Annotated in this window: 20 protein-coding genes and 3 pseudogenes; 17 read left to right on the top strand and 6 right to left on the bottom strand. The window is 67.8% G+C overall.

The features are described from left to right. The first annotated feature begins 199 nt into the window (after window positions 1-199). From OHN74_RS42285 to OHN74_RS42255, 7 genes and pseudogenes are all read left to right on the top strand, one after another. Window positions 200-799: a flavodoxin family protein gene (locus tag OHN74_RS42285; RefSeq protein WP_327699864.1), complete on the top strand. Its 600-nt coding sequence runs from the start codon at window positions 200-202 to the stop codon at window positions 797-799. Between the two features lie 72 nt (window positions 800-871). Continuing rightward, on the top strand, window positions 872-1,264 hold the full coding sequence (locus OHN74_RS42280; RefSeq protein WP_327699863.1) for a nuclear transport factor 2 family protein: 393 nt from the start codon (window positions 872-874) through the stop codon (window positions 1,262-1,264). 27 nt (window positions 1,265-1,291) lie between these two features. After that, a complete protein-coding gene (locus OHN74_RS42275) occupies window positions 1,292-1,987 on the top strand; it encodes a type 1 glutamine amidotransferase domain-containing protein (protein ID WP_327699862.1) in 696 nt (231 codons plus the stop codon). Window positions 1,988-2,166: 179 nt separating this feature from the next. Beyond that, a complete protein-coding gene (locus OHN74_RS42270) occupies window positions 2,167-3,036 on the top strand; it encodes a helix-turn-helix domain-containing protein (protein ID WP_327699861.1) in 870 nt (289 codons plus the stop codon). 391 nt (window positions 3,037-3,427) lie between these two features. After that, entirely contained in the window at window positions 3,428-4,360 is a 933-nt protein-coding gene (locus tag OHN74_RS42265; RefSeq protein WP_327699860.1) for an NADP-dependent oxidoreductase, read from the top strand. Window positions 4,361-4,592: 232 nt separating this feature from the next. Further along, window positions 4,593-4,817: a hypothetical protein gene (locus tag OHN74_RS42260; protein ID WP_327699859.1), complete on the top strand. Its 225-nt coding sequence runs from the start codon at window positions 4,593-4,595 to the stop codon at window positions 4,815-4,817. 87 nt (window positions 4,818-4,904) lie between these two features. Further along, window positions 4,905-5,087: pseudogene (locus OHN74_RS42255) on the top strand (IS5/IS1182 family transposase); the annotation flags it as partial. A 16-nt stretch (window positions 5,088-5,103) separates the two neighbouring features. Here the strand turns inward: OHN74_RS42255 and OHN74_RS42250 are convergent. The 6 genes and pseudogenes from OHN74_RS42250 to OHN74_RS42225 form a co-directional block, all read right to left on the bottom strand. Then, complete coding sequence (locus OHN74_RS42250) at window positions 5,104-5,445, bottom strand: hypothetical protein (RefSeq protein ID WP_327699858.1); 342 nt, start codon at window positions 5,443-5,445, stop codon at window positions 5,104-5,106. Between the two features lie 97 nt (window positions 5,446-5,542). Next, on the bottom strand, window positions 5,543-5,728 hold the full coding sequence (locus OHN74_RS42245) for a hypothetical protein (RefSeq protein WP_327699857.1): 186 nt from the start codon (window positions 5,726-5,728) through the stop codon (window positions 5,543-5,545). 740 nt (window positions 5,729-6,468) lie between these two features. Then, window positions 6,469-6,738 (bottom strand): annotated as a pseudogene (locus OHN74_RS42240) (transposase); the annotation flags it as partial. Window positions 6,739-6,892: 154 nt separating this feature from the next. Then, complete coding sequence (locus tag OHN74_RS42235) at window positions 6,893-7,438, bottom strand: HAD family hydrolase (protein WP_327699856.1); 546 nt, start codon at window positions 7,436-7,438, stop codon at window positions 6,893-6,895. 187 nt (window positions 7,439-7,625) lie between these two features. Continuing rightward, complete coding sequence (locus OHN74_RS42230) at window positions 7,626-8,495, bottom strand: helix-turn-helix transcriptional regulator (RefSeq protein ID WP_327699855.1); 870 nt, start codon at window positions 8,493-8,495, stop codon at window positions 7,626-7,628. Between the two features lie 106 nt (window positions 8,496-8,601). Then, window positions 8,602-9,477 (bottom strand): helix-turn-helix domain-containing protein, encoded by an 876-nt coding sequence (locus tag OHN74_RS42225; protein WP_327699854.1) that lies wholly within the window; start codon window positions 9,475-9,477, stop codon window positions 8,602-8,604. 232 nt (window positions 9,478-9,709) lie between these two features. Between OHN74_RS42225 and OHN74_RS42220 the strand changes: the two genes are divergently transcribed. The 10 genes and pseudogenes from OHN74_RS42220 (at window position 9,710) to OHN74_RS42175 (ending at window position 18,051) form a co-directional block, all read left to right on the top strand. Then, window positions 9,710-10,258, top strand: coding sequence for an alpha/beta hydrolase (locus OHN74_RS42220; protein WP_327699853.1), 549 nt, complete (start codon window positions 9,710-9,712; stop codon window positions 10,256-10,258). Between the two features lie 31 nt (window positions 10,259-10,289). Beyond that, the gene (locus tag OHN74_RS42215) at window positions 10,290-10,622 is read left to right on the top strand and encodes a carboxymuconolactone decarboxylase family protein (RefSeq protein ID WP_327699852.1); all 333 of its coding nucleotides are present in this window, start codon (window positions 10,290-10,292) and stop codon (window positions 10,620-10,622) included. A gap of 90 nt (window positions 10,623-10,712) precedes the next feature. Continuing rightward, window positions 10,713-10,955, top strand: a pseudogene (locus OHN74_RS42210) (cupin domain-containing protein); the annotation flags it as partial. Between the two features lie 45 nt (window positions 10,956-11,000). Next, complete coding sequence (locus OHN74_RS42205) at window positions 11,001-12,017, top strand: zinc-dependent alcohol dehydrogenase family protein (protein WP_327699851.1); 1,017 nt, start codon at window positions 11,001-11,003, stop codon at window positions 12,015-12,017. Window positions 12,018-12,134: 117 nt separating this feature from the next. After that, window positions 12,135-12,569: a nuclear transport factor 2 family protein gene (locus OHN74_RS42200; RefSeq protein WP_327699850.1), complete on the top strand. Its 435-nt coding sequence runs from the start codon at window positions 12,135-12,137 to the stop codon at window positions 12,567-12,569. Between the two features lie 128 nt (window positions 12,570-12,697). Continuing rightward, a complete protein-coding gene (locus tag OHN74_RS42195) occupies window positions 12,698-13,069 on the top strand; it encodes a DUF2255 family protein (RefSeq protein ID WP_327699849.1) in 372 nt (123 codons plus the stop codon). Between the two features lie 67 nt (window positions 13,070-13,136). Then, window positions 13,137-14,723: a Na+/H+ antiporter gene (locus OHN74_RS42190; RefSeq protein ID WP_327699848.1), complete on the top strand. Its 1,587-nt coding sequence runs from the start codon at window positions 13,137-13,139 to the stop codon at window positions 14,721-14,723. Window positions 14,724-14,777: 54 nt separating this feature from the next. After that, window positions 14,778-15,737, top strand: a complete 960-nt coding sequence (locus OHN74_RS42185; protein WP_327699847.1) for an amidohydrolase family protein — start codon at window positions 14,778-14,780, stop codon at window positions 15,735-15,737. 128 nt (window positions 15,738-15,865) lie between these two features. After that, window positions 15,866-16,852 carry an aldo/keto reductase gene (locus OHN74_RS42180; RefSeq protein WP_327699846.1) on the top strand — a complete coding sequence of 329 codons (987 nt, stop codon included), beginning with the start codon at window positions 15,866-15,868 and terminating at the stop codon, window positions 16,850-16,852. A 254-nt stretch (window positions 16,853-17,106) separates the two neighbouring features. Next, window positions 17,107-18,051 (top strand): amidohydrolase family protein, encoded by a 945-nt coding sequence (locus OHN74_RS42175; protein ID WP_327699845.1) that lies wholly within the window; start codon window positions 17,107-17,109, stop codon window positions 18,049-18,051. The last annotated feature ends 376 nt before the right edge of the window (window positions 18,052-18,427 follow it).

Here is an 18,427-nt window from a genome sequence, read left to right as displayed (position 1 = left end):
CGACGAGCAGCGAACGCAAACTGTAACTGCCGTGCCACGCGGGTGCGGGACGGGCCACTCTGCGGGTTCCGGCCGTCGGACGGATTCACATACCGGGAGAGCGGTAGACAGGGGAAAATTTCTTACCCCTCACAGCGCGCTCTTCCGATGCAATGCTCGGTCACACACCGCACAAAGACATTTGAGGAGCCCGATCGTCATGTCCCCTTCCGGCCGCACCACGATCGCCGTTGCCTTTCACTCGGGCTACGGCCACACGGCCGTCGTCGCCGAGGCCGTGGCACATGGCGCGGCGGGGGCCGGCGCCGACGTGGTCGTGATCTCCGTGGACACCATCACGGATGAGCAGTGGGCGCAGTTGGACGCCGCTGACGCGATCATCTTCGGTGCCGCGACGTACATGGGCACCGCCTCCGCGGCGTTCCACGCGTTCGCCGAGGCCAGCAGCAGGCGCTGGTTCTCGCACGCCTGGGCGGACAAGCTTGCCGCGGGCTTCACCAACTCCGGCGCCAAGAGCGGTGACAAGTCGTCAACCCTGAACTATTACGCCACGTTGGCCGCTCAGCACGGCATGCACTGGATCAGCTTGGGTCTGATGCCGGGCTGGGATTCCACCAAGGGCAGCGAGGACGACATCAACCGGCTGGGCTTCTTCATGGGCGCCGGCGCCCAGAGCCCCACCGATGCCGGCCCGGAAGCGGTCCACCGGTCGGACCTCGCCACCGCGGAGCACCTGGGCGCGCGCGTCGCACACCAGGCCGCGGTCTTCCGGGCCGGGCGGGCCGCGCTCGCCGCCTGATCACCCGGCCTTCTTTCCTGTTTCGGATTCCGATCGACCACCCCCACGCCCACCCCCCGCAAGGAGCAACTCATGTCCGATTCTCCGAACCTCGCCCTCATCCGCCGGGTATACGAATCCCGAATGGCGCCCGAGGTCACCTCGGAGGTCATGGCCCCGGACCTCGTCTGGGACATCACTCCGGGCTTCCCGAACAGCGGCGTTTACCACGGCTGGGACAGCGTGGCAAAGGACTTCTTCGGCACGCCGATGCCGAACCTCGTCTCCTTGGGCGCGGTGCCCGAGGAGTTCTACGCGGACGACGAGGGCCATGTCTTCGTGTTTGGGCACTACCACGCCGAGACGAAGACCGGGAACGCGGTCGACGTCCGGTTCATCCACTTCTGGACCGTCCGTGACGGCAAGGCCGTCAGCATGCGGCAGGCCGCCGACAGCCACGTCATCCAGGAAGCCCTCAAGGGCTGAGACCACCCCCCTCAAGGAGATCCACCCATGGCGAAGATCCTCTTCGTGATCACCGCGTCCGACCACTGGACGCTGGCCGACGGAACCCGGCAGCCGGCCGGCTTCTGGGCCGAGGAAGCAATCGGCCCCTACCAGGTCTTCAAGGAGGCCGGATTCGAGATCGCGGCGGCGACGCCCGGCGGTGTGCCGCCCACAGCGGACGCGCTCAGCCTCACCGCGGACTTCAACGGTGGCGAGGAAGGCGCGCAGCGTATGCGCACCGCCCTGCAGGAGGCGACCGAGCTGGCGCACCCGATGCGCATCGAGGACGTCGACATCGACGACTACGTGGCCGTGTTCTACCCCGGCGGCTGGGGCCCGATGGAAGACCTGCCCGATGACGCCGCCTCCGGCAAGCTGCTCACCGACTGGCTCGCCTCGGGCAAGCCGGTATCCCTGGTGTGTCACGGCCCCGCGGCGCTACTGGCCACCATCGGCCCGGACGGGACGTCCCCGTTCACCGGCTACCGTCTGACCGGCCTCTCCAACGCCGAGGAGAAGCAGAACGGTCTCGCGGACCGCGCGAAGTGGCTGCTGCAGGACCGCCTCGTCAACGAACTCGGTGCGGACTATCGCGAGACCGAGCCGTTCGCCCCGCACGTCGAGGTGGACCGCACCCTGTTCACCGGCCAGAACCCGGGCTCCGCGGTAGCTCTGGCCCAGGAACTGCTCAAGGCACTGTGAGCTGACACCAGGGCCATGTACTCACTCGGCGGCCCGGTACGCACTACGGGCCGCCGAGTCCCGTTCTGTCATTTTCCATGCAGGTCAGAGTCGATAATGTTCTCACATATAGGTAAAGCCCAACGTGGGCAGGATCTCTCCCCCTTACAGAGCCGGGCTTTTGTGCGAGGCTGCAATTCATGAACCGCAACCCTCATCTGAACGAGCTGGGTGAGTTCCTCAAGGCCCGCCGTGCCGAGCTCAGTCCTTCCGAGGTCGGACTCCGTGCCGGGGAACGACGGCGTGTGAGCGGTCTGCGCCGAGAGGAGGTGGCCCTTCTCGCCGCGATCAGTACCGAGTACTACACGCGCATCGAGCAGGGCCGCCTCCAGGCATCGGCTCCCCTGCTCGACGAAATCGCCAAGACGCTCCGCCTGAACGAAGACCAGCGCACCTACCTCTTCGACCTCGCGGCGAAAGAGAGAGTGCGCCCGTCCACGTCGCGCGAGCGCCAGCAGGTGGATACGCAGCTGCAGCGCATGCTGGACGATCTCACCGCCTCCCCGGCCTTCGTCATCGGCCGGCGCACCGACATCCTGGGCTGGAACCAGCTCGCCGCCGCCCTGTGGACCGATTTCGGGCGCTACCCGGAGGAGGAGCGCGTCTTCGTCCGACTGCTGTTCACCGAACCCTGGATGCGCGAGCTGTATGCCGACTGGGAGGAGGTCACCCGGCTGGCCATCGCCCAGCTGCGCATGGAGAGCGCGCGCTACCCCGCCGACCAGCCCCTCACCGCTCTGGTCGAGGAGCTCTCCGCCCGTGACCCACAGTTCCGGCAGTGGTGGACCGAACACGACGTCGCGATGCGCGGCAAGGGCATCAAGAAGCTTCATCACCCGGTGGTGGGCGAGCTGACACTCGACTGGAACACGCTCACCTGCGGCACGGACCCCGACCAGCACATCATCGTGTGGAACGCCGAACCCGGTACCCCGTCCCACGACGGACTGCGTCTCCTGGCCTCCTGGGCCGCGGACCAGAAGCCGACGACGTCCGACCCCGCCATCTGAGCCCTCTCCCACTCACGTCCGCAGGGGGAGAAATCCTTCCCCTGGCCAGGGCTGCCCTGGCCGACAGAGGTCGCCCCTCCGCGACGCCATCGGCTCGGCCGCCGCGAGAGTGCTGTGGGCGTCCGGCCGCTGGACGGCCGTACCCATTGCCGACGTGGTCCTCGGTTGCTTGGTCCTCCCAGTCCGAGCGCTCGGACGCCGGGCCCGTTCGTTCCGCCTCAGGATGATCAGGCCTCAGGCCGCCCCACATACTTGCTCCGGCCAGTGGGGGGAGAGATTCGTCCCCCCACTGACCGCATCCCAGCCAGAAACCTTCCCCTTTTCCGGGCGCACGCGAGACGGAAAGGTCGGACACCTCAACGACCACATGCCAAGCAATGAGGTGCTTCGAATGAAGGCTGTAGGTTTCACGGAATCCGGTGGGCCGGAGGTGCTTCAGGTTCTCGAACTGCCCGCTCCCGATGCCGGTCCGGGCGAGGTCCGCATCCGGGTGCACGCCGCGACCGTCAACGCGGTCGATGCCCTTCAGCGCAGCGGAGTCGCCCGGTCGCCGGACGCCCAACCGCCGTTCGTTCCCGGCATGGAAGCCGCAGGGGTCGTGGACCAGATAGGCACGGGTACGAACACGGACCTGCGCGTCGGCGACCGCGTGATGGCAATCGTGCTTTCCAGCGGCTCCCACGGCGCGTACGCCGAGCAAGTGGTGGTGTCGGTGGAGTCGGTCGTCCGCGCTCCTGACGCTACGACCGACGTGCAGGCGGCAACCCTCCCGATGAACGGCCTGACCGCGCGACTGGCGCTGGACACCCTCCGCCTGGAGCCCGGGCAGACCGTCGCGATCACCGGAGCGGCCGGCGCGGTCGGCGGATACGCCGTCCAACTGGCCAAGGCGGACGGACTGCGGGTGGTCGCCGACGCCTCGGAGCAGGACGAGGCACTGATCAAGGAACTCGGTGCAGACGTCGTACTCCGTCGCGGCGCCGAGTACCCGGGCCGTGTTCGCGCAGAGGTCCCGGAGGGCGTCGACGGACTCGTCGACGCCGCGTCGCTCGGCGCTCTCGCCGCTCGGGCGGTACGCGACGGCGGCCGGGTGGTGACGCTCCTGGGCTATGACGGCCCCGGCGAACGAGACATCGCCTACGAGCCGATCGTCGTGTTCCGATACGCCCGGGAGCGCGCCAAGCTCGACCGGCTCCGGCAGCAGGTGGAGGACGGCCTCATCACACTCCGGGTCGCCAGGACGTTCCCGGCGGAACAGGCCACCGAGGCGCACCGGCTCCTCGCCGCCGGCGGCGTTCGAGGCCGACTGGTCCTGACCTTCTGAGCAGAGTCAAGTACGGGCACAGGGGCTGCAGCCCACAGCGCCACCTCACAGTGCGGCCGGACGTCGAACGACGTCCGGCCCCATTCACGCGTAATCGGTCATAGCTGGACCAGCGGCTGGATCGTTCACGAGGAGCCATCCAGGGCGGGGTCACGATCACGCAACCCTGGACGGACATGACCCCCGACCACTCCTGGCGGAACGTCCGGCTCATCGAATACCACACCTCGCAGTGGACAATCTCCTGGCGGCTCCGCGTGCCCTGATGCGCCTCGAACTGAAGAACATCGAATTCCATGCCGTGCCGTGCACCAGTCCTGGGCCCAGAACCTGGTACACGGCGACAAGGAACCTCGCCGCCGCGTACGCCAACACGTTGGCCGACGGCGGAGTCGAGCAACTCCTCACCACGCTGAGCCCCTTCCAACCTGGCTGTGGGATCGAGGGGTTGCGGTAACAGGACAACGAAGCCCCAGGTAGATGGGTTGTCGGCGAACAGCAACCTTCTCCGCCTAGAGCCCCGGGTCATTGCCCACCATCCGGGTTGCACCTGTCCACTTCCGCGCTGCGGCTGCTGCGGCGGGGGTTGGCCGCTCGGCGACGACAGATCCGCACCCGGCGGCGGCTGACCGGCAGCCGCCAGGCGCTGACGAGGCTGGCGCACCTGCGCTGCAACCACACCTTTGCCGAGCTCACATCCAGATTCCGCGTGGGCCTGCCCCCAGTCGCACCGCCGCGCGAAGTCAAAAACCAAGCTGCGGAGGAACGTCTGATCGCACGAGACGGACTCGCGCGGCTGGTATGCGGCCGGGCAGGTAGACGAATCCGTTGCCGTTGTCGAGGAGCAACCCCTCATCGACGCCGTCCACGGACCAGAGATCAACCCGCCCACCGGTGTTGTTGATCTGAAAGAAGAACGCTGCTTCCTCCTCGCCCCGACAGACGAAGATCCCCTCCACCTCAGGGCGGCGGCTGCCGGCGATTCCCCGTGCGGCGCCCATCCGGGCCCAATCCAGGCCATGCTGGGCGATCGACCGGCGATTGAGCACGGAGGAAACGTGGAAGAGGTTCGGCGTATCAAACACGCCAGGAGTATAGGAGCCAGTGAGGCTTCCTCTTCAGGTTCAGGACTTGAGGGTGGCCATGGCCTGTTCATCCTTGTGGTCTCGGCAGTCGCCTACATCAGGGCCAGGATGCGGCGGAAGGCAAAGGACTGAGCGGCTCCGGCCAGTGAAACGTCGGGGCGACGGCCGCCGTGTACGGCATCGTCGCCCTGCCGTACGTCCTCATCCTGGCCCCGAGCACAGCGTTCTGCACCTGCTCGCTCGCCAGTTCCTCGGCCCGGCGGCGTACGGAGACCAGCCCCATCCCTCCGTCGCGGGAGCGGGCTGGATACGCGCCCCGACCGTCGTCGAGCACCTCCAGAACCAGGTTCGCACCGAACGACAGACGGACCCGGCATGCGGGGCGCTGACCACTGGCATCGCGAGGTCTCAGGACGCTCTTGACGTCTTGTCACCAGGACCCGCTTGTTGCATCGATAGGCGATTCAGGAGCTCTTTGACAGTGTTGCGCTCGGCCACTCCGGTTCCCCCGGGTCTGGCTCAACGTGCTGCTCACCTCATTGCTGACTGAGGCCTCGGCGATCGAGATGGTCGATCAACGCGGCCTCCTTGCGGAGCAGCCGGTCACGATCGCCGGGAGGAAGCGACGCAAGGGCGTCGACCAGGACCCGCTCGCGAGGAACGCGAACCATGTTGCCCGAGTAGATCCGGCATCCAGAGCACCATGCCAGCCCGACGCAGCGCTCGAAACTTGAGGACTCGGGCGGATGAAAGCGGTACTGGTAGGAACTGACTGGTTCCCGGCACGCAATGCAGATCCAGCGTTCATCGTCGAAGACGGACCAGCCGATCCCCATCTTGCGCCAGGCCGCGCGTCCTGCCGACGCTCTTCAAGTCGTCATGGTGATCATTCTGCCTCGGGGCGGCCTCAGTGGGTACTCAATTACTTCTGGCTGTCCTCGCGTTTCGAGGTGATGCTGACACGGTCGGGTCACGTCCGCTGGAGTGGTGTACTGACGGCCACTCGGTGATCTCGTTTTGAGGCTATGCGGTGAGTTCGGTGGGCAGGGCCGTCTCGTCGGTTTCTGACTCGATCGGGTGGAGGCGGGCCTTGCCGAGGAGTTCGATGCCCATGTAGCGGCGGGCTTCGGTCCGTTCGTCGTTCTGCTCGGCCAGGACCGCGCCGACCAGCCGGATCAAGGCGGTGCGGTCGGGGAAGATCCCGACGACGTCGGTGCGGCGACGGGTCTCCTTGTTCAGGCGTTCCTGCGGGTTGTTGGACCAGATCTGCCGCCAGCTCTCACGCGGGAACGCAACGCACCGCTCACTTCTACGAGGTGAGCCGGTGGTGGCTGATTGTGTCGGGTGCGACATCTGAAGGTCAGTTCCGGGAACGCTGGACGGGACCTGCGCGCAGAAGTGTCGGCGTTTCAGCAACATCCGAGGGCCAGCGTCTTCGCGAGGCATGTCAATCCAGCAGCAGTGCAACCGCGGTCCGTAGTTGCTCGATGTCCTGGTAGTGCACGCCGGTTGCGCCGGCCGCCTGGGCTGCGGTGACATGGCCGACGGTGTCGTCTACGAACAGGCAGCGCTTGAGATCGGCTCCGACCCGCCCGGCGGCTATGTCGAAGACGCGTTGGTCTGGCTTGGCCACTCCGATCCTGGCGGTGTTGATCACCGCGTCGAATGCCTCGTCCAGTCCGATCCCCGCAAGATATGCCTCCAGCCGCGTGGTCGCGTTGGAGACCAGGACCACCGGCACCTTCGTGCGGAGCGCGGCGAGCAAATCCACAACGTCAGGGTCGACTCGGCCGGTGAGTCGGCTCCATGCCTCGACGAGCCCCCCGGCCCGCTCAACTGATCCACAGACCGAGGCCAGGACCTGGGCGATCTGGCGCCGCCATTGTTCGTCGCTCAGACGCCCCGTGACGGCTGCCTGGAGAAGCTCGCCTTCGAACGCCGCTCCTGCCAGCGTGCCCTCGGCCAGGCCCCAGGCACGGTCCAGCGAGGTCATCCCGTCAGGATCCCACAGGTGCACGGCCGCCCGGAACAGCCAGCAGGAGGACGTGACCGACCACACCTGCGCTGTCGTGGGACCGATACCCATGAGTGACTGCGGTGTTCCGGTCTCAGCCCGCCCTCATCTCGTCCTCGGCACCCCCGGCCGCCACGACGGCGCAAGCCGGCTGCCCCCGTCACGATCAGGCTGCCGCGTCCCGTGCCGACTGATCCGGATCCGCAGTCCACGACGCGAGGAAGAGGAGCCCGTCATGGGACGGGGTCCCGGGCTCGGCGGTCGAGATCACCAGCTTCTGTGCGGGGGCGGTTGTGCAGGTCAGGCTGTCCCAGTCGAGGGTGAGGTCGCCGACGAGCGGGTGTCGCAGCCTCTTGGTGCCCATCCGCAGTCCGGTCATCTGACGGCCGGCCCACCACTGCCTGAAGTCGGTGTCGGCCACCGAGAGCTCACCGACAAGTGCGGCCAAACCGGGGTCGCCAGGGCACCTGGCGGCCTCCAGGCGCAGGTGGGCGACGCAGGTCCGGGCGTTCGTCCGCCAGTCGCGGTAGAGCTCCCGGAAGGCGGGGTCGGTGAATAGCAGCCGGGCGTAGTTCCGCTTCTTCTCGGGGATCCGGTCGAAGTCGGTGAGCAGAGCGGCGGCCAGGGGGTTCCAGGCGAGGATGTCCAGGTTCCGGCCCAGGACGAGCGCGGGAGTCGCCGTCAGCTCGTCCAGGATGCGCCTCAGCTGCGGGTGGACCTTCTGCGCCGGTCGGCGGCGCGGTTCATACTCGCCACCCGCGGCCAGCTCGATCAGATGGTCACGCTGGTCGTCATCGAGGTGCAGGACACGGACCAGACCGTTGAGCACCGACCTCGGCACGGGGGCACGCCCCTGCTCCAACCGCGCGTAGGAGTACGGACTGATTCCCAAGAGTCGGGCGACCTCCTCACGGCGCAGCCCCGGCACACGCCGAGGTGCCCCGGAGTCGGGCAGGCCCACGGTCCGCGGGCTGAGTTGGGCTCGGCGCTCCTTGAGGAATTCTCCCAGTTCAGGCAAATGCGCTTCGCTGTCCATAGCCGTCAGTGTCGCAGCGTTCATCCGAAAACTGAGGGGGAGAGTTTTCTCCCAGGGTTCGGTAATTCACCTTTTCCTCCCGAGTGCACGACGCCGGACCAGTCCTTCACACCGGTCGACCGGACCGGTCGGCGGGGCCGCCGCGCCGACCGGAGGCCCACGAGGCGAGGTCACGCAGCCCGTCGTACGACGGCGTGCCAGGCTCCGCCGTCCAGACGACGAGTTCCTGGTCGGGATCGCTGCCGCAGGTGAAGGTGTCCCAGTCGAGGACGAGTTCGCCGACGACGGGGTGGTTGAACCTCTTCATGCCCAGCCTGCGAGACGGCACGTGACGGCTTCCCCACCACTGCCCGAAATCCCTGTCCTGCACGGAGAGTTCGCCGACCAGGCTGGTCAGCCGCGGATCGTCCGGGTATTTGGCGGCCGTCATGCGCAGATGAGACACACAGCCACGGGCGACGGCCCGCCAGTCCGGGTACAGCGTCCGCATGGACGGATCGGTGAAGAGGATACGGACGCAGTTCCGCTTGCCTTCCGGCACCTTCGCGAAATCGGTCACCAGGGCGGCGGCAAGCGGATTCCACGCCAGGATGTCCATACTGCGGCCGATCACCACGCCAGGACTCACGGTGAGATCGTCGAGCAGACGGCACAACTGCGGGTGAACCTTCTGGACGGCCGGGCGACGGTGTCCCGCCCGTTGCCGGCCTGCCAGCTCGAACAGGTGGTCACGCTGGTGATCATCCAGACGCAGGACATGGGCGAGCGCCGCCAGCACTGACGCGGACGGCTGGATACGGCCCTGTTCCAGCCTTGTGTAGTAGTCGGTGCTGATTGCGGCGAGCAGGGCGACCTCCTCCCTGCGCAGGCCAGGCACACGCCGGCCACCGGTGTCGGGCAGACCGACGGTGCGCGGGGTCAACTCCGCCCTCCGCACCTTGAGGAATTCTCCCAGCTCGTTCAGATGCGCGTCGCTGGTCATGACAGCCAGTGTCGCAGCGCTCGGTCTGCCCGAGGGGGGTAAGAATCTCTCCCCTGGATAAGTGATGCCCAGGGTGGAATTCTCCCCTTTGCGGATTCCCTCGAAAGTGGCAGGGTCGATGGCGTGTTCGCCGATCAGAATCGGCCTACAAGGAGCATCCACCCGATCAACCGGGACGGCCAACCCCCGGGACGGAATTACTTTCCGTACGTCACCGATATTCCGTATTTCCATGCTGCAGGCGGAGGAGGCGAGTGAAACAGTGCGAACGGATGTCACCTTCGTCAGCAACGGCCTGACGCCGGCCGGTCACCTGCACACGCCCGACGACCGCGCCGGACTCCCGCGTACGGACGAGGCTCTCGGTGGGCCCAGCCCCGTCGAACACATCGTGCGCGGTGAAGCCGACGAGACGACGCAGGGCCATCTCCGGCAGAGGCACGAGCACTGCCGCACCGCACGCGGTACGAACCTGCGGACCGAGAACGCGTGGGTTCTGCGCAGTGTCGACCAGATCGGCCGTTACGACTCCTTCGCCGGCATCGAGAGCCTCGCTCCGCGCCCGCTGCCGATGATCGCGGGCAGCGAGTCCGCCACGTTCCACTTCAGCCGAACGGCCGTCGAACGGGCCGGGGAGCCGAAGAAGTTGTTCTGGATCGACGGCGCCTCCCATTTCGACCTGCACGACAAGGACGAATACGTCTCCCCCGCCCTCGCCAAGCTCACCTCGTTCTTCGGTGAGCACCCGTCCCGCCCCCCGGTCGAAGGCCGGGCAGCCTGATTCCCCCCACACACGCTAGGAGCACCACCCCATGTCCGAACGGAAGAAGTTCGCGCCGCCGGCGATCCAGGAGTTCGCCCCCAAGCTCGCGGAGGTGACCGACACTGTCCTGTTCGGTGACATCTGGGAGCGGCCGGGTCTGTCCCCGCGCGACCGCAGCCTCGTCACTGTCACTGCTCTCGCCGCCCTGTACCGAACCGACCAGCTCGGCTTCCACCTCGGCAAGGCGCTGGAGAACGGCGTGACCAAGGACGAGCTGGTCGAGGCCATCACCCATCTGGCCTTCTACACCGGATGGCCCAACGCCATGACCGCGATGACCCAGCTCAAGGAGATCGTGGAGAAGTCGGACCAGTCCGGCTGATGCCCCTCCGCACGCACCCCACATCGCGGGCTCTCCCCCACACACCGCCGCCGCACGGACCGGCGGCAGCACCACACCAGAGGGACGACACCTCGGACCCACTACATCGTCGAGGGCATCGCCTTGGTGCAGTCCCGTGGCGGCGCCATCGCCGAGGCTCATCCCGGCGACGTCATCCACACGCCCCCGGGCCAGGAGCACCGGCACGGTGCCGCGCCCGACCAGTTCTTGGTCCATCTCGCCCTGTGGGAGACGGACGACGCCACCTGGCTCGAACACGTCTCGGACGACGACTGTAACGGCCGGCGCGTGAGCACCCGTACCCGCCCCTGACACCACGACAGACCCGACAGACCCGACAAGCGCTGGGAAGGCACCATGCGAGCAACCATCATTCACGCGCCCGGTGACATCCGGGTGGAGAACGTTCCTGATCCGAAGATCACGGCACCGACGGACGCGGTCATCCGCACCGTCGCCGCCTGCGTGTGCGGCTCCGACCTGTGGAGCTACCGGGGCGTTCTGCCGGTCACCGGGCCTCAGCCGATCGGCCACGAATACGTCGGCATCGTCGAGGAAGTCGGCAGCGACGTGTCGACCGTCAGGCCCGGCCAGTTCGTCATCGGCTCCTTCGTCGCCTCCGACAACACCTGCCCGGTCTGCCAGTTCGGCTACCAGACCTCCTGCCTGCACGCGCAGTGGGTGAACGGCGCCCAGGCCCAGTACGTCCGCATTCCTCTCGCCGACGGCACCCTGGTCACCACCCCGGAAGAGCCGGCCGAGGAGCTGATCCCGGACCTGCTGGCTCTGTCCGACGTCATGGGCACCGGGTGGTACGCCGCCAAGGCTGCCGAGGTCAGGCCCGGTTCGACCGCCGTGGTCGTCGGTGACGGTGCGGTGGGCCTGTCCGGCGTCATCGCCGCGAAGGAACTGGGCGCCGAGCGCATCATCGCCATGAGCCGCCACGAGTCCCGGCAGAAGCTCGCTCTGGAGTTCGGCGCCACCGACATCGTCACCGAGCGCGGCGAAGAAGGCGTGGCTCGCGTGAAGGAACTGACGAACGGCATCGGCGCCGACTCGGTCCTCGAATGCGTCGGCACCCAGGAGTCGCTGCGCCAGGCCCTGCAGTCCACCCGCCCCGGCGGTAACGTCGGTTTCGTCGGCTTCCCGCACGGCTCGCAGATCGAGGGCCAGGAGCTCTTCTTCTCCCACGTCGGTCTGCGCGGTGGCCCGGCCCCTGTGCGCGCCTACCTTCCCGACCTCATCGACCGCGTCTTCGGCGGCCGTATCAGCCCGGGCAAGGTCTTCGACCTCACGCTGCCCCTCGACAAGGCCGCGGAGGGGTACAAGGCCATGGACGAACGCCGCGCCATCAAGACGCTGCTGCGCCCCTGACCTGAAGCCCGGCGGTGGTGGGCGCCGGATCAGCCACGCCCACCACCGCCGGCACCACCGCGCAGCAGCGGCCGTTCGACCGTCGCCGCAGCCACCGAACAGAACGGACCGACAGCCATGACCAGCGAGGCGATCGCCACCGTCGAGGCGTACTTCGAGGCCTTCGGCACACGCGACATGAAGCGCATCCTCTCCCACTTCGCGCCCGACGCGACCTGGACGATTCCTGGCGATCCGGCTCTGACTCCCTGGGCCGGAACTCGCACCGGGCCGGAGGAGATCCAGCAGTCCCTCACCGAGTTCTTCGCCGCCGTCGAGCCACTCACCTTCGGGTTGGGCACCATGGTGGAGGCCGACGGACGGGTCCTGGCACCGGGCCGGTTTTCCTCCCGGTTCCATCCCTCGGGAGAGGTGCTCGAAAGCGAGATGATCCTGCGATTCACCGTCACGGACGGCCTGATCACCGACTACCGCGTCTTCGAGGACTCACTCGGAATCACCCGTACCCACCTCGGTGACCCACTCGCCACCACTCCCACCGCTCCCGCCTGACCGCAGGCCATCTGGCCCTCCACCACGTCGGCGCCCGTTCCCACTCCCGTCCCGGTCGCACGACGGCCTGCCGGGGCTGACGAGTCACCTTCCGCATGCCGCGATCAAGAGAGTTGCGAGAACCACCGATGCCGACATGGAACAGCGACGAGCTCAACCGCATCGCCGGAGCGGACGAGTTGGAGATGGCACCGCTCCGCCGTGACGGCACCCTGCGGGAGCCGGTGCCGATCTGGGTCGTCCGCGACGGTGAGGACCTGTACGTCCGCTCCTTCCGAGGCGCGAACGGAGGCTGGTGGCGCACGGCCCGCGCGAACCATCAGGGGCACATCCGCTCCGGCGGGGTCGACAAGGACGTCGCCTTCGCCGAGGTCCCGGACTCCGAGGTCAACGACCGTGTCGACACCGCGTATCGCACCAAGTACGGCCGTTGCGGTGGCGCGTACGTCGATCCCATGGTGGCGGCACGCTCGACGACGCTGCGGCTGGTACCCAGATGACCAAGACGATCCTGGTGGAAGGCGCTGAGCCACCACCGACACCCAGTCCCTCGCAGGAGTAAGCGCCATGCTCGGTCTCGAACTCGTCGTCGTCCTGGGTGCGGCCGTGCTGGTGGGCAACGTCCTGGGCCGGCGCTTCCGCGTCGCACCACCCGTCGCGCTCCTCGTCGTGGGCACAATCCTCGGTCTCGTCCCCGCCGTCCGCCAGACCCAACTCCCGCCCGAAGTCGTACTGTTGCTCTTCCTCCCCGTGTTGCTGTACTGGGAGAGCCTGACCACGTCCATGCGGGAGATCCGTACGAACCTGCGCGGGATCGTCCTGCTCAGCACGGTCCTGGTGATCCTGACCGCGGGCGCCGTGGCGGTTGCCGGACACGCGCTCGGACTCCCGTGGGGACCGGCCTGGGCGCTCGGCGCGGCCGTGGCTCCCACCGACGCCACAGCCGTGGGCGTCCTGGCCCGCTCTCTGCCTCGCCGCCAGGTCACCGTGCTACGTGCCGAAAGCCTCGTCAACGACGGAACCGCGCTGGTCATCTTCGGCCTGGCGGTCGGGATCACCGTCGGCGAGGAACACCTCACCCTTCCGCACGTCGGCGCGCTGTTCCTCCTGGCCTACGGCGGCGGGGCCGCGGTCGGCGTGGCGGTCGCCTGGATCAACATGAACCTGCGGCGCCGACTGGACGATCCCCTGCTCGGCAACCTCGTCATGATCCTGGCGCCGTTCACGGCGTATCTGCTGGCCGAGATGATCCATGCCTCCGGCGTCCTCGCGGTCGTCGTCAGCGGGCTGATCATGGCCCAGGTGGCTCCGAGCCTCATCCGCGCCGAGCACCGCCGCCAGGCACTGGCCTTCTGGCCACTGCTCACCTTCATCATCAACGGCGCACTGTTCGTCCTGGTCGGCGTGGAACTGCAGTACGCGCTGCGCCACCTGAGCCGATCCGACCTCAGGGATGCGCTGATCGCGGTCGGAGCGGTCAGTGTGGTTCTGGTCGCGGTCCGCTTCGCGTTCCTGTTCTCCTCCGCCTACCTGATCCGCGCGATCGACCGGCGTCCCCAGCAGCGGGAACTGAGAATCAGTCACCGGGCCCGTGTCGTCAGCGGACTGGCGGGCTTCCGGGGCGCGGTGTCGCTCGCGGTGGCGCTCTCCGTACCGGCGACACTCGACTCGGGCGAGCCTTTCCCCGACCGCGCCTTCATCGTCTTCGTCACCTCCGGCGTCATTGTCGTGACCCTCGTGGTGCAGGGACTGCTGCTTCCGGGCGTGGTGCGCTGGGCCCGGCTGCCTCCCGACACGTCCGTCGACGAGGAACAGATCCTGGCCGAGACCACCGCAGCCGAGGAAGCCATCAAGGCGCTGCCGCAACTAGCTGCCGAACGGGGCACCACCCCGAAGGTCGTGGAGTGGCTGCGCCAGGAGTACGAGGCCAATCTGGCGACCGTACGGGCCAAGGGCGCCGGTACCGACGACGATCCCGCTCTGCTCCACAACCGCCACTACACCGACCTGCGCCTCGCCCTGATCGCCAACAAACGTGCGACCGTCGTCCGCCTGCGCGACGAACGGCACATCGACGACACCGTGCTCCGCCGGCTCCAGGCCGCCCTCGACAACGAAGAGGTCCGGTTGGCCGGCGGCGAGCAGGTGGAGTAGGCCGAGTGCACCGGGCGTCCGCCCAAGCAGCCCACGAGAAAGGATCCCGCTGCCATGTCGTACGGCCTCATCGACGTTCACGCCCACCTCCTTCCCGACTTCTACGTCCAACAGGCGACGGCGGCCGGCCACGCCCACCCCGACGGCATGGGCGGCTGGCCGTCCTGGTCCGTGCAAGCCCACCTAGACCTGATGGACCGCCACGGCATCGAGTCCGCGATGCTGTCCATGTCCTCCCCCGGCGTGCACTTCGGCGACGACAAAGCGGCCCGCCTCCTGGCCCGGCGCGTCAACGAGTACACCGCCGAACTGACCCGGGACCACCCGGGCCGCTTCGGCAACTTCGCCTCCCTCCCCCTCCCGGATGTGGACGGCGCGCTGGAGGAGATCGCATATGTCTTCGACGAACTCGGCGCCGACGGCGTGGCATTGATGACACACACGCACGGCGTCTACCTGGGTGACCAGCGCCTGGACGCGGTCTTCGCGGAACTCGACCGCCGCCGCGCCGTGGTCTTCCTGCACCCCACCTCACCGGTGTGCTGGGAACGGTCCGCTCTCGGCAGACCGCGTCCGATGGTCGAGTACATCTTCGACACGGCCCGCACCGTCACTGACCTGGTGATGGCGGGCGTCCTGACGCGTCACCCGAACATGCGGGTGATCGTCCCGCACTGCGGCGGCGCGATTCCCGTCCTGGCCGACCGCATCAACGAGTTCATGAGCCTGTTCCTGCCTGAGCAGCAGGCGCCCAGCCCCGACGCGGTGCAGCAACTCCGCGGTCTGTACTACGACATGGCGGGCACTGCCTTCCCGCGCCAGGTCCCCGCGTTGCTGAAGCTCGTCGACCCTGACCGCGTGCTCTTCGGCAGCGACTACTGCTGGACGCCTGCGCCGCTGGCCGGCGCCCACATCGCGGCGATCGACGCGGCCGCACCACCGGCGCAGGACACGACATGGCGTTCGCTCACTACGGCGAACGCCCAACGCCTGTTTCCGCGGACAACGCGGTGAACCGCAGTACGCCGACCCTCGGCACGATCACGCGAAGGAAAAGCGACTCGCGACGGCACCGGATGCGGCGGCGGGCTGCCTATTGCCTGAAGCCCACCCACCAGCATTGACAGCAACGAGGAGGAAGAATGCACACCCGAACACTCGGACGCGACCTGCATGTCTCCGCCATCGGTCTCGGCGTCATGGGAATGTCCCAGAGCTACGGCCCCAATCCCGGCGATCGCACCGACATGATCGCCGTACTGCGTGACGCCGTGGACCGTGGAGTCACGTTCTTCGACACCGCGGAGGTGTACGGCCCCTACGTCAACGAAGAGCTCCTGGGAGAAGCCCTCGCCCCGGTGCGAGACCAGGCAGTGATCGCCACCAAGTTCGGATTCCGCATCGAGAACGGCGCCCCCGCCGGACTCAACAGCCGGCCCGAGCAGATCCGAGCCGTCGCCACGGCCTCCCTCAAACGGCTCAGGGTCGAAACGCTCGACCTTTTCTACCAGCACCGCGTCGATCCGGACGTGCCGATCGAAGACGTCGCCGGAGCCGTGGGGGAGCTCGTGCAGGAAGGCAAGGTGCGCTGTTTCGGGCTTTCCGAGGCCAGTGCGCAGACCATCCGCCGCGCCCACGCGGTCCACCCGGTGACGGCAGTACAGAGCGAGTACTCGCTGTGGACCCGGGACCCCGAACATGAGGTTCTGCCGACCTGCTCGGAACTCGGCATCGGATTCGTACCCTTCAGCCCGCTCGGCAAGGGGTTCCTGACCGGGACGGTGGACGCCACGACGCCATTCACCGCCGACGACGTCCGCACGAACATCCCACGGTTCACAGCCGAGAACCGGGCAGCGAACCAAGCGCTCGTCGACCACGTCAACCTGCTCGCGCAGGCCAAGGACGCCACACCGGGCCAGGTCGCGCTCGCCTGGCTGCTCGCACAGCATCCGTCGGTCGTTCCGATCCCCGGAACCCGGCGCACCGCACGCATCGAGGAGAACATCGGCGCCACCCGACTGCCCCTCTCCGCCGACGACCTCGCCGACCTCAACGGACTCGCCGGCCGCATCGGGGTACAGGGAAACCGCTACAACGAGCACCACATGTCCCTGGTCGACAAGTAGCTCGGCCCATCCATTTCGCCTGGCCGTTTTCACCGCTCCTTCTCCGGTCCCACCCGGTCGGCGCGTCCAGTGAATGACGAATCCGCGGGACCCAGCCCGGTACTCAGGGTCAACGCCGGAATTGATCGGAGACGTGAAGGCACTGACCGCGGCCGAGACCGTCCGAGGTCCCCTGCACCACGGCGAATCCGGAATCCGCTCCCTTCTCCCTCTCCCTTCCCTTCCCTTCCCTTCGACGATTGACGAACCCCTTGATGCGCATCGACACGCACGCTCACGTCTACCCCAGCGACTACCTGGACTTCCTGGCCGACTCGGGCGTCACGACCACCGGCGGCCAGCGCGGGCTCGGGGCCGACGACACCGACAAGGAACTCGAGGCCCGCTTCTCCCTGATGGAACGGGCCGGTGTGGACCGGCAGGTGATCTCGGCCTCACCGCTGACGGGCGCACTGCCGGATCCGGTTCAGGCCGCCGCAGCCGCACGCATGATCAACGACCGGTACGTCGACCTGGTGGACCGCCACCCCGACCACTTCCTGGCCTTCGTCGTGCTTCCTCTGCCGCACGTCGACGTGGCCTTGGCCGAACTCGCCCGCGTCCTCGACGCGCCGGGGGTGGTGGGCGTTGCCCTGACCACCTCGGCCGCGGGCCGGGCGCTGACCGACCCGGCCTTCGCACCGGTGTGGCAGGAACTCGACCGCCGCGGTTCCGTGATGTACCTCCACCCCTCCGGTGACGGCGTCGCCTCCCCGCAGATCAACGACCACCACCTCACCTGGATGGTCGGAGCGCCCGTGGAGGACACCGTCGTAGCGGCCCAGCTCATCACCCGTGGGTTCGTGACGCGCTACCCCCGTGTACGCATCCTCAACTCCCACTTCGGCGGCGCGTTGCCCATGCTGCTGGAGCGGTGGGACAACCTTGCCCACTTCGAGGCACCCGAGGCCCCCCTTCCGCCAAGCCGGGCGGCGCGCCTGATGTGGTACGACACCGTCGCCCACAGTTCCCAGACGGCGCTCCGGGCCGCGGTCCAGGCGGTCGGCGCGGACCGGCTCGTCCTCGGCAGCGACTTCCCGTACCAGGGCGGCGAGCACTACCTCGACACCGTCGCCTACATCGAACGGGCCGGTCTCGACGCGGAGGACACCCAGGGCATCCTGGCCGGCAACGCCGAATCACTTCTGGGACTGGCCTGAGCCTCGGGGCCTGTCGTGACCATCCGAAACCGGCAGCAGAGCCCGGCGACCGGATCACACGTGCGGACCGACCATGCGCGAGTTGCTGCCACAGGTCGCGGCGCGGCTGCGGGTGTCCGATGGGGCGGTGGTGGTCGAGGTCTTGGACAGCAACCGGGCCGCGCCAAAGATGCAGACGCCCGAGTCGGATGCCGAAGGCGGCCGGGGTCGTTGCCGAGCCAGGTCCGCAAGCCGCCCGGGGAGTCGAGGAGTAGGTCGGACGTCGGAACTCAAGCTCCGGGGACTTGTGGCACTGGGTACGTGACGGCGTGTGGTCGCCCCGGAGGTCGGTCGGCTTCCGGGGCGGCCGTGGTTCGGCGCGGGTGGTCGGGTGGAC

Source organism: Streptomyces sp. NBC_00459 (genome assembly GCF_036013955.1).
Taxonomy (GTDB): Bacteria; Actinomycetota; Actinomycetes; order Streptomycetales; family Streptomycetaceae; genus Streptomyces.
Note: the sequence above shows the minus strand (reverse complement) of the source record. Positions and strands in the feature narration are given on the sequence as shown.